The organism is Algoriphagus terrigena DSM 22685 (genome assembly GCF_000429445.1).
GTDB classification, from domain to species: domain Bacteria; phylum Bacteroidota; class Bacteroidia; order Cytophagales; family Cyclobacteriaceae; genus Algoriphagus; species Algoriphagus terrigena.
Map to the genome: position 1 here is coordinate 438,871 of NZ_KE386904.1, position 14,690 is coordinate 453,560.

A 14,690-nucleotide genomic window follows, 5' to 3' on the forward strand; every position below is an offset into this window, starting at 1 on the left:
TATCGCCTCCAAATTGTAAACCTCCCCGGATACACTTCTACTATAGTGTGGGAAATTGGTAGACCAGTCAAATCGCAGTAGTGTAACCGAAAACCGACGTGCACTTGATGTTCATCCTGATAGCTGTGCTTGATCGCTGAGTGTTGCAAGATGAAGTTCGACCTTTGATACCATTGAACGTAAAGTCTTTCCAATAAAAGTCCAGTTCGGCGAGAGCCATCGTGGCCGGTCACACCGGCAATAGGGGCTACTTTACAATATTGATCAGAGTTCCTATTCGGGATTCTCAGGAAAAAGTAAGACATGTTAAAGTCATTAAGGGTTAAAGCGCGAGTATTTCACCCTGACCCACTGACATCAAATTTAGATCTTCAATTCTTTGAAGGAGCCCTGATGCTCCAAAAACCACCCGTAAGTCATCCTTATTCCTTCTTCCAAACCAATCTTGGCCGTCCATCCGGCTTTTTCCATCTTGGAGACATCCATCAGCTTTCTGGGGGTACCGTCAGGCTTGCTCGAGTCCCAGATAATAACGCCGGTATGGCCGACGATCTTTTGGACCAGCTCTGCAAGGGCCTTGATAGTCAGATCCGTCCCGGTTCCGACATTATAAAGGTTATCATGGAATTCATTTTCCAGAGCGAACACCACGGCATCAGCAAGATCTTCAACAAACAGAAACTCCCGCATGGGAGTGCCAGAACCCCATAATTCGACAGGTAAGTTCCCGCTCTCTTTGGCGAGATGAAACTTCCGGATCATGGCAGGAAGCACATGGGAGGTATTGAGATCGAAATTATCAAAGGGGCCGTAAAGGTTAGTCGGCATCAGAGAAATATAATCTTTGCCATATTGCATCCTGATAGCCTCGCAGGCTTTCACCCCCGTAATCTTCGCAACTGCATACCATTCGTTGGTTGGCTCCAATGGCCCAGTGAGCAGGTAGTCTTCCCTTAGAGGTTGCGGTGCCAGTTTGGGATAGATGCAGGAGGAACCCAGAAAGATAAATTTCTGTACCCCCGTATTGAATGAGGCGTCGATCAGATTATTTTGAATCTGCATATTCTCCATCAAAAACTGGTACGGGAAGGTGTTATTTGCCATAATCCCCCCCACTCTCGCTGCTGCATCGATCACCACCTCCGGCTTTTCGGTAGAGAAAAAATCATCGACCGCATGTTGATTTCGAAGATCCAGTTCCGCAGACGTCCTTCCAATTAAATCGGAATAGCCCTTTGCTTCCAATGCCCTCCAGATTGCCGAGCCGACCATGCCCCGGTGTCCCGCGATGTAGATTTTAGTGTTGTTATTTTGACTCAAAAGGGGAAAGATTAGTAATTGGTGGTTATTTGATGAACGACTTTATAACAAGACCCTCTGACGATTAACTATTTTTCAACAGTTCGTCGAAATACGCAATCGTCTTTGCAAGGCCGGAACGAAGATTTATTTTGGGTTCCCAGTCCAGCTCTTTCTTTGCCAGATCAATAATCGGTTGACGCTGCATCGGGTCGTCTTGGGGCAGGGTTAAAAATTTCAGCTTACTCTTACTACCGGTCAGGGCGATCACCAATTCCGCCAGTTCCAACATGGTAAACTCCCCGGGATTGCCGATGTTGACCGGACCGGTAAATCCATCTCTGGAGTTCATCAGGCGATACATTCCCTCAATATTGTCGTCGACATAACAGAAGCTCCGGGTTTGCTTGCCTTCCCCGAAGATGGTAATGTCTTGACCTTTTAGGGCCTGGACGATGAAATTACTTACAACTCTACCGTCATTTGGATGCATTCTTGGACCATAGGTGTTGAAGATCCTCATCACCTTGATGGCCACCTTGTGCTGTCTATGGTAGTCAAAAAACAAGGTTTCTGCGCAGCGTTTTCCTTCATCATAGCAGGCTCGAATCCCCGTGGTGCTAACACTGCCTTTGTAGGACTCCGGCTGCGGATGGACTTCCGGATCACCATATACTTCGGAGGTACTTGCCTGAAGGATCTTTATCCGAAGTCTTTTGGCTAGGCCCAGCATGTTAATCGCCCCAATCACCGATGTTTTTGTTGTTTGTACGGGGTCAAACTGGTAGTGAACAGGACTTGCCGGACAGGCTAAATTATAGATCTCATCCACTTCTGCATAGAGTGGAAAAGTAACGTCGTGTCGAAGAAATTCAAAATTCTTATTGTCCATCAGATGGTGGACGTTGGACTTTCTTCCTGTAAAAAGGTTGTCCACGCAGAGCACCTCGTTCCCCTCATTCAACAGTCGCTCACAAAGATGTGAGCCCAAAAAACCGGCGCCTCCGGTGACAAGAATTCGCTTCATTTGTAAGAGTTGAAAATTAAAAGGTTTAGGGGTAGAGTTAATAAGTTGTTAGATAGTCCTTTAGACCAATTCGGGGCGCTCACGTTCCAAACGCTCATACACCTTCTTTACATCTTGGGCATTCTCTTTTCGGAGCACCAAGATAGCATCAGAAGTGTGAATTAATATCGTATTTGACAAACCCGTAAACTCAGTATGGAGCGACGTTCCGATGACCATATTTCCAAGCCCGTCTTTTGGATGCCCGGATTCCTCCAGATATTCGCATATGGATTCAAACGAACCCATATCCGACCACTGGAAAAGGGAAGGCACAACTTTTATCTTCTTGGTCCTCTCCATTACAGCATAATCTACTGATATAGACGGAATACGCATGGATAAGCCCAAGTCCAGTTTGCCCGACGCTGAATTTTCATATGCCTCCTTAGAAGCCAAAAAAACCTCAGGCTCCAATTCGTGAAGCTCCTTTAGATAAACTCCCGCTTTAAAGCAGAACATACCTGAATTCCAATAGAAATTTCCCTGTTCGAGGAAGCTTTGCGCTGTTGCGAGGTCAGGCTTTTCTCTAAAACTCTTTACGTCTTCTCCGTCTGATTCGATGTACCCAAAGCCAGTCTCTGCCTTGGTCGGTTTCAAACCAAAGGTTACAATGAATCCGTCATCAGCAAGCTGCATCGCCCTAGAAACTGCCGCCGCGTAGAGTTCCTCCGCTTGTATGAGGTGATCGGAAGGGGTTACAAATAGAATATCTTCCGGGTCTGCTTTAAAAGCCGCAAAAGCGATCGCCGCAGCCGTATTTCTCGGACAGGCTTCTATGATCTCTGAGTAGCGGCCGATCCCGGCATTCGCCAAATCGGTCCGGGAAAGTTCATAGTTGTCACAATTGCCCACTACGATCACATGGTCGCAAAAGCTCTTATTTCTCAGTGCTGTCTTTTGAAAAAGTGTCTGCCCTTCAAAGATAGGCAGATATTGCTTTGGCCTGGTCTTTCGCGATAATGGCCAAAGTCTCGAGCCAACCCCGCCGGAAAGTATTACGTTAACTGAATTCATCTCGTATATCTGGATAATTTTAAAAAACTCTTAACACATAGCTACTAAATCCCACTCCGATTAGAAGAACGGGAATCGCATCTTGAATCCGAATTAACAGCAAATATCAAATATCACAAAATCTACTTTGCCTAAACTTGACCACGCGGTGGGTGTTAATGGTCTATACAGGCAGACACAGCTTCGCCCTTTCAGTCCCATTTCGCTTGAAGATTAGAGGAAGCTACGGTAAAGTCAGACGAATCAATCGCCTTGGTCTCTTACAATTTCCTCCTATTTTCTCGCTCGGTCTTAGCAAGTCCGGGGGCTTTGTTTCAAAGCACCCAAAACTCTGGAATTAGCAATTTTATCAAAAAAACGGCCCCAAAAATGAAAATTTGAGGCTTTTAAATTGATTTTATTGTCGCAAAGGTAGCAAATGAGCAATTTTTGTACTCATTTATTATCCTATTTTTTATCGATTTTTTTATATTAACAAAAATGCTTTTTGTCACAAGGGGTCTTATCTGAGGCGAGATTTGGCTGACTCCAGTCCAACGTCTGCACTTCCACCAATCTGCTGACAAAAACCCAGATCGGCGCAATCAAAGTGCTTGCCAAATTCAGCAGCCCGTCTAAATCGACCTCCCGGAACACATCCAAAACCAATTCCCCGGGAAAACAAACAAGTCGACATCAACTAGTTTGAAGTTTCCTGAGGCTGCAAAATAGCGTCGTTTCGGGATTTTCCAGTCTGATTAACGATTTGATAACAGAAATCCCAAATTCAAGTCCAGCGCATAAAATTCGGCCAGTTTTACCCAGAAATCCACAAATCTAACCGCTCTACCCCGAGTCAAAGCCACATTACATCATCACATTCCAAGGCTCAAAGCTAGCCTCAATCGGCCAATATTGGTGAGTTTATCGGCGGTAGTGAGTCAAATTACTAAAACTCCTTGTGAGCCAACTGAATAAGTTCATGCGCTGCGGAGGCTTTTGACTGGCTTTTTCACCTGATTTACATCGCCCAAAACGCCAAAAATTCCATTGAAAAAAATCAACCACAGAGGACGGGAGACGCTGGTATTGGTCATTTCGGTCGTATGACGGACTTCAATCCATATTGCCATTTAAAATAGAGTTTCTCACCGCGAAGTCGCAAAGGCAGAGGAATCGGGGGGATCTGGCCGTCAGACGGAAGAAGTTTGGTGGTTTCGCTTGGGTTTAGGATTTAGCGATTGGATTTCGGTCAACAGACGACGGTCGACAGTCCACTGCAAAGTACCTCAAAACGTGAAGCGCGAAGCTCTTTGTACGGGTGACCTAATAAGCAAAAACAGCCTTTCCAGTAGAGGAAAGGCTGTTTTTTTATTTCTTCATTATCCGCAGTTGTACCACTAAACTAAATTCCTTTGCTTTTGGGATTGAATGGTTCACGAGTTCACCGACCGAGCTCAGCAAAAGATACCAGGCGGCGGACCTTTGGTACTTCATACTAGATTTCAGAGACGGGTGCAAAAACGGATATTCATATTTCTGATTTTCCAGGACTCCGAGTGAGAACTCCTTCTTGATCCGGTTCTCATATCTAATGTCTTGATACTAGCGTCTTATTTCTTGATTCTTGATTCTTCCTACTCCCTCGGCCAGACGTTGTCCGAAATCTCCCCGTCTGGAAAGCGTCCGTGAGGATCCAGGGTAATCTTCTTGATCTTTCTTGGGCCGAAGTCCAGCACCGCATCGAAGGTTCTGCGTCCCTCCCACCATACATCGACTGGCCAGGTCACCTCGACTGTATTTTCGTCGAGGACTTTTGAGTTAGGCGATGCTTTGAGCGCTTCACTTCCGGCTTCAAATTCCACCTTGAGAACCACCGGCGAAGGCATTTGTCCCGCCTGCTTCACGGTAACAGTAGTCTTGCTGCCTTCTGTGCTGACATTGGCGATGGAGCCTTCGACAGACTCCGTTGTAAACAGCCAGTAGTACCAGAACCACTCCAGATTTTGTCCCAGTTCGTGGTTCATGAAGAACATGTAATCCCAGGGTGAGGGATGCTTGAAGGCCCAGGCCGCAGTGTATTTTTTCATTGCATTGACCACCGCCTCGTCCCCGACGATGCCGCCAAGCATGGAGAGCATGAGTGGTGTTTTCTGATAAGTCTGAAAGCCATACCCGGTACCTGCATCATTTGCACTCCACATCAGCGGAGCCTCGTCTTCGCTCCCACTGATCCGCCCATACATCTGCCCCAGCCCGTCCAATTTTGCCGGGACGCCTTTCGAGTCTGCGCCCGAAAGAATGTTCATATACTGATTGAATCCCTCATCCATCCAGCCATACCGGGTCTCGTTCGTGCCCAGCATCATCGGCCACCATTGGTGGGCTGTCTCGTGATCAGCTGCTCCCTGATTGGAATTGATCACCATCGGGTATTCCATGCCTGCGCTTGGCCCGTCCTGAAGTGTGAGCTGGGGGAATGGATACGGTGCCCAAAGTTTGGAGTAAAACTCCATCGCGTGACGCGTGATCTTAGCGGCATTCGCGTAAGAGGCCGCTCGCTCAGGCTCATACACCATATAGATAGGGACATAGCCCTTGCCGGGGATATTTGCCCGGGTGCCTTTCCAGATAAAATCCGCTGACGCAGCCCAGGCAAAGTCGTTCACCCTGTCTGCGACCAAGTGCCATGTCAACTTCTCTCCTGCAGCGGTGGCTTTGCCGGGTCCTCTTTCCTCTTCGCCGACAATAGTGGTCTCCTCATCAGATTCCAGGACTTTCCCAAAGCGCTCGAGCGAAGCCGCCGTCATCACTTCCTTCGGATTTTGCAGGATCCCTGTTCCGCTCACGATCCAACCTCCAGGTACCGTGATGGATACATCAAACTTTCCGAAATTATTGAAAAACTCTGCCGGGCCTAGATAGGGGCTCGTTTCCCATCCTCTGAGGTCGTCATACTTCGCCAATCTGGGAAACCATTGGGTTGGCTGAAAGAGCGTGCTGTCAAAGCGCTGCGTCATCCGGTGCCCCATTCCATTCGGGCCGCCAGGCAATTTGGTATGCCAGTCAATCTCTACTTCTGTCTTGCTACCTGCTTTGATCGGCTGGGCAAGGTAAACGGTGGCCACGGTCTTGGTAAGCCCGCTCACTCCCGGCTTGGGGGCTTGGTTTCGTCCCATCCGAATCTCCGTGAGGTCGATGGATTCACCGGCCACGTTGATACGGGTGACCACCATTCCCTCAGTTTGCTCCGCTGGAGTGGAGAAGCCACGGGGCACATCCGCTCTGAATATATTGTGGTCGAGTCTGAGTACAATTCTATCCCAATCGTCCTTACTGTTGTTGTGAACCAGGATTTTTTCTGTTCCTGTGAGCGTCTGGGTGTGTGGATCCAGACTTACCTGAATCGTAAAGTCGGTTTCCAACTGCCAATAATTTGGGCCCGGCTTTCCCGAAAAATCACGGGTTCCTGCGTCGAATGCTTTTCGGATCGAGTTGGTCATGGGGACATCACGGCGGATTTCACGTTGGGAAGTCTCCACGGAGGATCTTTGTGGAAGCCGGTTGTTTTGCTGAGCAAGACTGACTGAGGTGCTTGCCAGAAGTAATAGGAGTAGTTTTCTCATAGTGGTAGTTTAATCTGAGCAGAAAACTTAGGGATTTTTGGGTGAAAATCCTGAGTAAATCTGTCCGGTGGCACCCTAACTGGCAAATTCCACCTAAAACCATTGGGATTCCAGATAAAAGTTTTTGCGGTTCCTCCGGCGCACAACGTCGCGAAAATTTTACTACAGAGAAAAGAGAGGCTGATTTTGGCAATTACGGTCGTATGATGGAAATGATCCCTCTTCTCTGTGTCCTCCGTGGTGAAAAAATCCATTAAAAAAATTCCACTACAGAGAGAAAAAGGAGAATATGATATTTGCCATTGAAGCCGTATGGCAGACTTCAAGCCTTATTTCGGTCTCTTGCTGTTTTTGAGAGAGTAGAGAAAAAAGTTAAGGCTTTCGGTACCCAAACGGCTCAAATCGCCCGTTGTCCTGCTTCTCCAGAAGTTGGACCATTCACAACTCTCCGTATACTGCTTCAGGAGAAGCAGCATAGCTATAAACCCACCCCCGGCAAAAATTTACCACCGAGAAAAAAGAGAGGCTCATTATGACCCATTCCTGCCGTATGGCAGACTTCAATCCTCATTATCGGTCTCATGCGTTTTTTTTTAAGAGCGCAGAGGAAAAAGCCAAGACTTTTGTGATGATCAGATTGATTTCTCGATGGCCAAGAAATGGGTGTGTGTTTGAGAATCGATAAAGATCGGGATGACCTCTATCCTGCATCGGTAGGCTGTTCCGTCTTTCTTGTAGTTAAGGAGTGTGGCCTTCATCGGTCTCTTTTTCATGATTGCTTCTCTGATCCTTTTTTTGGACTCAAGACTGGTTTTCGGTCCCTGAAGAAGATTGGGTTTTTGGCCTACAACCTCTAATGGACAATAACCCGTCATTTCCTCAAATCCATCACTCACCCAAGCGATCACCTGATCCAGATCAGTCACTACCAAGGCATCAAAATCTTTCCTCAAAAAAAGAGAAATGTCGAGGGTCCACTTGTGAAGCTTCGCAAGCTCACGAAGCTTTCGGATAGCCTTAGACGCGGGAGTTTGAAATCTTCTCTGAGAAGCAATATCCCATGCCAATAGCGGATGAGAGACTTGAGAAGGCACAAGTTGGGAATCCAATTCCGGATCCGGATCTTGTCCTAATCTTCCGAGGAACACATCCAAGCAGATCATCTCGTTTAGATCAATTCGGCTTTTCATATGATTATAGTTAGACTTTATGACTATTTGGAATGTTGCATGTATCCAAGAAATTTGAATTTAAATTGAATTTTAAATCCCCCTAGCCCCCTTAGGAAGGGGGAATTTGCCAAAGGCCAGCATCACACCTTTATAATCACTGGCTACGTCCAAGATCACGGATACACATATTCGATTTTTAAAGGCCATTTGGAATTTCATTAAATGAAAAAGGAGGTCAGCTCCACGCGGTACTGACCTCCAATGGCTCATTTAGACTAAAACAGGTTCTCTAAGCGCCTTGGCAGCACCGACCATCTGGATCAGGGCTTCCCTGGTTTCAGGCCAGTGCCGGGTTTTCAATCCACAATCCGGATTCACCCAAAGGTTTTGCTCTGGAATGACCGCTCGCGCTTTTTTCAACAAAAAGATCATCTCCTCCTGGGATGGCACTCGCGGAGAATGGATATCATACACTCCGGGCCCGATGTCGTTGGGATAGTTGAACTCTCCAAAAGCGTCCAGAAGCTCCATCTGAGACCGTGAGCACTCGATGGTGATCACGTCGGCGTCCATATCTGCGATATCCCGGATGATGTCATTGAATTCCGAGTAGCACATGTGCGTATGGATCTGGGTTTCATCCTCGACACCCGTGGAAGAGATCCGGAATGCGGTGATCGACCAATCCAGATAGCCCGGCCAGTCAGCTTTCCGAAGGGGCAGCCCTTCGCGGATCGCAGGCTCGTCGATCTGAATGACCCTGATTCCGGCTTTTTCCAGATCCTGCACCTCATCACGGATCGCCAAAGCAATCTGATAGGCTGTCTCAGACCTCGGCTGATCGTCCCGTACAAACGACCACTGCAAGATCGTCACCGGCCCGGTCAGCATCCCTTTTACAGGTACCGGAGTCAGCGACTGGGCAAACTCAGCCCAATACACGGTCATTGCTTTGGGTCGTGATACGTCCCCAAAGACGATCGGCGGCTTCACACACCTGGAGCCGTAACTCTGCACCCAGCCATTCTTCGAAAAGGTGTATCCATTGAGCTGCTCGCCAAAATACTCCACCATGTCATTGCGCTCGTATTCTCCATGTACCAGTACATCGAGTCCGATCTCCTCCTGCCATTTGATCAGTTCGGTGGTTTCTTCGCGGAGCAACCGATCGTATTCTTCGGGGCTGAGTTCCCCTTTTTTCAGTTTGGCCCGCCAGGATCTTACCTCTTTGGTTTGAGGAAAAGAGCCAATAGTCGTGGTCGGAAAAACTGGCAGATTGAGCACTTTCTGCTGGTTTTGCTTTCTGAGAGCAAAGGCCGATTTTCTCGAAGACATCGCGGGAGTGATTGCAGCCACCCGTGCTTTTACCTGAGGATCATGAATCAACGGAGCAGTTTTCCGAGCTGCTAGTGAAGCTTGATTTTTTAGAAAACCTCCCGAGTCCTTCGTTCCATTCTTTGCCAGATTCTTCAGCAAGGCTACTTCCCGGAGTTTTTGCTTCGCAAAAGCCATCCAGCTTTTGATCTCAGGCAATAGGATATGCTCATCCGTCTCCAGCGCCAAGTCACAGGGAACATGCAAGAGCGAACAAGACGGCGCAATCATCACACGGGCTTCGCCCAATCTGTCTACCACCTCATGGATGGTTTTAAGGGACGCTTCCAGGTCATTGATCCAGATATTCCGGCCGTCGACGACTCCCAAAGAAAGTGACATCTTTTCAGGAATCACAGAAAGCAGTTCCGGGAGCTGATCGGCATTTCTGACCAAATCGAGGTGCAGGGCACACACCGGCAAGGAGGCCGCCAGCGAACCTTGCCCATCCAACCCTTCAAAATAGGTTGCCAGCAGGATTTTTAGCTTGGGGAATTCCTTCCGGATCTGGGTATAAACATACGTGAATGCCTCCCGTTCTTTTTCTCCCAAGTCCAGGGCAAGAAACGGCTCGTCAAACTGAACCCACTCCACATGGGCTTTTTCGAGTCGCTTGAGGATCTCCAGATAGACCGGCAGCAGGTTTGGGATCAGATCAATCCGGTCAAATCCGCTCTCCTTTTCTTTACCCAAAAGAAGATAAGAAACCGGCCCGATCAGCACCGGTTTGGTCTGGATACCGAGCTGTTTGGCTTCATTGAATTCGTCAATGATTTTGGTCGAGAACAGCTTGAAGGGTTGGTTCTTGCGGAATTCCGGAACCAGATAATGGTAATTGGTATCAAACCATTTGGTCATCTCCAAGGCGGTGATGTCCATCCCGTCCTTTTGGAAACTACGGGCCATGGCAAAATACAGGTCGGTTTCGGATTTTTTCCCGCTCAGGACGATCTCGTGAAACCGCTCCGGGATCGCATTGACCATCAGGGACATGTCAAGGATCTGGTCGTAAAACGAGAAGTCGTTAGACGGGATGAGGTCGATTCCCTCCTGCTTTTGCAGCAGCCAGTTTTCTTCCCGGATCTTGCTCCCCGTGTGGAGGAGCTGCTGGAGTGTGGATTTTCCCGCCCAATAGTCTTCGCAGGCTTTTTTCAATTGACGTTGGCTACCAATTCGCGGATAGCCCAGGTTGTGCGTCAGCATGTTGTTTGCTTTAAAATTAGAAATAGTTTATTGCAGCCTTTGAGCAATTAAACGTATCACTTACGCAAACTAAAATATCAGAAAAAGACACACCAATCCCCCGGGCAAAAGTGGAATGGATGGTTCAATGCCTGACATAGGCTTCAGATCGCGAAAGCAATGTCAATGCGTTTGTGGCAAGTCTCCTGACTTTCCTGACACTACCCGCCTTCTCATCCCTTTCGGGACAATGGCATTCTTGGATAGGGCTGTTTTCTGACAAAAAATCAGAACAGGATTACAGTTGCGCGACAGTCCATGATTTTCACATGGTTCCTTATTAATTCCCCGGAAGGGAAACCGCAAACGGCTTTGAGTTTAAGATGAACAAAAGAACGTACGGGGCGAAAGTAAGAAGAAAACCCGAGGCAATGTCAGGGATTTCGAAATTTGGCTAATCCCATTTTGGCTGCGGGTCATTAATAGCGGCCTTCGTCAACGGTCGACAGACGACAGTACACAGCGCTTGGAAAATCAGTTTAGCTGATCTGCTGCAAGACCAAGCGCTTGGAGATCGGTACCAGCGTCTCCTCGATCGGCACCGCGTGATGACTGTGAAGCCGCCAAGTGGCGGGATTGGGAAGTTCCTTTACTTCCCGGATCAGCTGCATCTTCAGCCTTTCCAGCGTGTTGAAGAGGTTTTTTTGAAAAATCCCCAGAAACCAGAACGTAATACTTCGAAACTTCTCCCCTGCCATCTGAAGCAGGTTGGACTTGTAACGAAAGGCGTGTACGTCCGGATTGCTTTCCCGTGTCATCAGGATAAATCCCTCCCGGTTGTAGATGGGTTGAATGCCCACGGGCTCAAACTCGACCTGCTCCTCGACAAAATTATAGATTGACTTCCCCTCCTCGATCTGAGTCGCAATCCGCGGCAGTGCATACTCTGCGATCTGCGAGACCTCCTTCATGATCTCTCCGTCTTCGACTTTCTTCTCAAACTGCAGCTGCGCATTCCTGAAGTCTATGCCATTGAGCGCTTTTGGGAAGAGCTTGCTCAGTTCCGTCTTGCCGGATTCCAGCTCATGCAACAGCCGGTGGTGATCGATCAGGTCTGACAGCATGGGATAGAGTTTGACTGCCTGAAACTCCCGCTCTGCTTCCTGCAGATATGCCAGGAGTTGGTACTTTTTGTACTCAAAATCGATCAGACCTTCGGTGATCCAGTTCTTAGGTAGGGTTCGCATAGGTTTCAAGGTTTGGATTAAAATACACATTTCTGACATTTTTTACCTACATACGGGAAAATTTGGCAGATCATAAGCCGCTCATTCAAAGCTCGAGACGGATCCCCCGACCCGATTTACAGTCGATTTGTCAGCCTTTTGCCGCAAAAGCTCCCTTGGCACAGGAAGTGATAAGAGGGCAATAGCATTTTAATCTAAAATTTAACCTTAAACAATTTAATACTATGTCAAACGTGAACATCAAACCTCTTGCAGACCGAGTTTTGGTACAGCCAGCTGCAGCAGAAGAGAAAACCGCTTCTGGTCTTTACATCCCGGATACTGCCAAAGAAAAACCGCAAAAAGGGACTGTAGTAGCAGTAGGAAACGGCAAAAAAGATGAGCCATTGACTGTGAAAGTGGGTGACACTGTTTTGTACGGTAAATATTCCGGCACTGAACTGAGCGTAGAAGGCAAAGATTTCCTCATCATGAGAGAGTCTGACATCTTCGCGATCCTTTAATCAATCAAACAAAATCAACAACTGAAAATTTAAAATATCATGGCAAAACAATTGTTTTTCGATACCGATGCTAGGGATCGTCTGAAAAAAGGTGTGGATGCATTGGCAGACGCAGTAAAAGTTACTTTGGGCCCTAAAGGCCGTAATGTCATCATTGACAAAAAATTTGGCGCTCCGACCATCACCAAAGACGGTGTGTCAGTAGCAAAAGAGATCGAGTTGTCTGAGCCGATCGAAAACATGGGCGCTCAGCTCGTGAAAGAAGTGGCTTCCAAGACTGCCGACAACGCGGGTGACGGAACTACGACTGCGACTGTATTGGCACAAGCCATCTTCAACGTTGGCATCAAAAACGTAGCAGCAGGTGCAAACCCAATGGATCTGAAAAGAGGCATTGACAAAGCTGTCGCTGCAGTAGTTGCTAAACTGAAAGCAGACTCCAAGCAAATCTCTACTTCCAAAGAGATCGCTCAGGTGGCTACCGTATCTGCAAACAACGACGAAGAGATCGGTAACATGATCTCTGACGCGATGGACAAAGTCGGTAAAGACGGTGTGATCACTGTAGAGGAAGCAAAAGGTACTGAGACTGACGTGAAGACTGTAGAAGGTATGCAGTTTGACAGAGGTTACCTTTCGCCTTACTTCGTAACCAACACGGAGAAGATGGAAGCTGAATTGGACAATCCATTCATCCTGATCTACGACAAGAAGATCTCTTCCATGAAAGAATTGCTTCCTGTACTTGAGCCAGTAGCTCAGTCTGGCAAGCCATTGTTGATCATCTCTGAAGATGTAGACGGTGAAGCTTTGGCTACTTTGGTAGTGAACAAGATCAGAGGCGCTTTGAAAGTTGCTGCTGTGAAAGCTCCAGGTTTCGGTGACAGAAGAAAAGCAATGTTGGAAGACATCGCGATCCTGACCGGCGGAACTGTCATCTCTGAAGAAAGAGGTTTCAAATTGGAAAACGCTACGCCTGACATGTTGGGTAGAGCTGAGAAGATCAACATCGACAAAGACAACACCACCATCGTAAACGGTGCAGGTGACAAAGCTGCCATCAAAGGCAGAATCGCTGAGATCAAAGCTCAGATCGAAAAAACCACTTCTGACTACGACAGAGAGAAGCTTCAGGAAAGGCTTGCCAAATTGTCTGGCGGAGTTGCGATCCTGTACATCGGTGCTGCCACTGAAGTAGAGATGAAAGAGAAGAAGGACCGTGTAGATGATGCTTTGCACGCTACAAGAGCTGCCGTACAAGAAGGTGTAGTAGTAGGTGGTGGTGTGGCGCTTGTAAGAGCTGCTGACGCACTTGCTGACCTGAAAGGTGAAAACGAAGATCAGGACACCGGTATCAACATCATCCGTCTGGCGATCGAGTCTCCACTGAGAACAATCGTAGCCAACGCCGGCGGTGAGCCGTCTGTGGTGATCAACAAGATCAGAGAAAACAAAGGAAACTTTGGCTACAATGCAAGAACAGACGTTTACGAAGATCTATTTGCAGCAGGAGTTATCGATCCTACGAAAGTAACTCGATTGGCTCTTGAAAACGCCGCTTCCATCGCAGCGTTGCTATTGACCACTGAGTGTGTAGTAGCTGATGTAAAAGAAGATTCTCCGTCTATGCCTCAAATGGGCGGCGGCGGAATGGGTGGCATGATGTAATCAACACCCACAATACTAAAAAAGGAGGCCTCAGTGCCTCCTTTTTTATTGCCCTGATTTATAGTCTTTATATATACTTGAAAATAAAAAGCAGCGAATTCCTTTCTTGGGAATAGGGAATAATTGTATTTTGGAGTACTTACACACACTAACGCCCGACCTTACACTTAATGGTTCACTTTGATGCTGTTTTTTTAGTGGATGATGACCCCATCAATAACCTTATCAATAGGAGACTTTTGGGAAAAACACGGATTGGCGGGCGGATAGAGGAGTTTTTGAGTGGTCAGGATGCGCTCGGAAAGATCACGGAGCTCAACCCCGACGACAGTCTCCTTATTTTTCTCGACATCAATATGCCAGTGCTGAACGGCTGGGAATTCTTAAACAAGTATATGGAGATCTATCCAGACCGTGCTGACAAGATTGTCATCCTCTCCAGCTCCATAGATTTTCAGGACAGACAAAGGGCAGATGGATACCAGATCGTCTCCGGTTTTCTTGAAAAGCCACTTACCATCGACAAGATCAACTATCAGATGGAAAAATACGCTTAA

The 14,690-nt window shown here is 47.5% G+C and carries 11 protein-coding genes and 1 riboswitch; of the genes, 3 read left to right on the forward strand and 8 right to left on the reverse strand.

Translation table 11 applies throughout. From position 1 onward, the window contains the following. Positions 1-363: 363 nt before the first annotated feature. From G459_RS0125775 to G459_RS0125835, 8 genes are all read right to left on the reverse strand, one after another. Positions 364-1,320: a GDP-L-fucose synthase family protein gene (locus G459_RS0125775; protein WP_026970160.1), complete on the reverse strand. Its 957-nt coding sequence runs from the start codon at positions 1,318-1,320 to the stop codon at positions 364-366. 64 nt (positions 1,321-1,384) lie between these two features. Continuing rightward, a complete protein-coding gene (locus G459_RS0125780; protein ID WP_026970161.1) occupies positions 1,385-2,326 on the reverse strand; it encodes a UDP-glucuronic acid decarboxylase family protein in 942 nt (313 codons plus the stop codon). Positions 2,327-2,386: 60 nt separating this feature from the next. After that, complete coding sequence (locus G459_RS0125785; protein WP_026970162.1) at positions 2,387-3,382, reverse strand: mannose-1-phosphate guanylyltransferase; 996 nt, start codon at positions 3,380-3,382, stop codon at positions 2,387-2,389. Between the two features lie 959 nt (positions 3,383-4,341). Beyond that, positions 4,342-4,494 carry a hypothetical protein gene (locus tag G459_RS30080; protein ID WP_157373462.1) on the reverse strand — a complete coding sequence of 51 codons (153 nt, stop codon included), beginning with the start codon at positions 4,492-4,494 and terminating at the stop codon, positions 4,342-4,344. A gap of 504 nt (positions 4,495-4,998) precedes the next feature. Beyond that, on the reverse strand, positions 4,999-6,987 hold the full coding sequence (locus tag G459_RS0125805; protein ID WP_026970163.1) for a M1 family metallopeptidase: 1,989 nt from the start codon (positions 6,985-6,987) through the stop codon (positions 4,999-5,001). 632 nt (positions 6,988-7,619) lie between these two features. Next, on the reverse strand, positions 7,620-8,177 hold the full coding sequence (locus tag G459_RS0125820) for a PAS domain-containing protein (protein ID WP_026970165.1): 558 nt from the start codon (positions 8,175-8,177) through the stop codon (positions 7,620-7,622). A gap of 252 nt (positions 8,178-8,429) precedes the next feature. Continuing rightward, positions 8,430-10,736, reverse strand: coding sequence for a 5-methyltetrahydropteroyltriglutamate--homocysteine S-methyltransferase (gene metE, locus G459_RS0125830; RefSeq protein ID WP_026970166.1), 2,307 nt, complete (start codon positions 10,734-10,736; stop codon positions 8,430-8,432). A 158-nt stretch (positions 10,737-10,894) separates the two neighbouring features. Then, positions 10,895-11,095, reverse strand: a riboswitch (cobalamin riboswitch). Between the two features lie 159 nt (positions 11,096-11,254). After that, on the reverse strand, positions 11,255-11,962 hold the full coding sequence (locus G459_RS0125835) for a hypothetical protein (RefSeq protein ID WP_026970167.1): 708 nt from the start codon (positions 11,960-11,962) through the stop codon (positions 11,255-11,257). 224 nt (positions 11,963-12,186) lie between these two features. Between G459_RS0125835 and G459_RS0125840 the strand changes: the two genes are divergently transcribed. The 3 genes from G459_RS0125840 to G459_RS0125850 all read left to right on the forward strand — a co-directional run bounded on the left by G459_RS0125840 (position 12,187) and on the right by G459_RS0125850 (position 14,690). Further along, positions 12,187-12,465, forward strand: a complete 279-nt coding sequence (locus G459_RS0125840) for a co-chaperone GroES (RefSeq protein WP_026970168.1) — start codon at positions 12,187-12,189, stop codon at positions 12,463-12,465. 39 nt (positions 12,466-12,504) lie between these two features. Beyond that, complete coding sequence (groL, locus tag G459_RS0125845; protein WP_026970169.1) at positions 12,505-14,133, forward strand: chaperonin GroEL; 1,629 nt, start codon at positions 12,505-12,507, stop codon at positions 14,131-14,133. 170 nt (positions 14,134-14,303) lie between these two features. Next, on the forward strand, positions 14,304-14,690 hold the full coding sequence (locus G459_RS0125850; RefSeq protein ID WP_026970170.1) for a response regulator: 387 nt from the start codon (positions 14,304-14,306) through the stop codon (positions 14,688-14,690).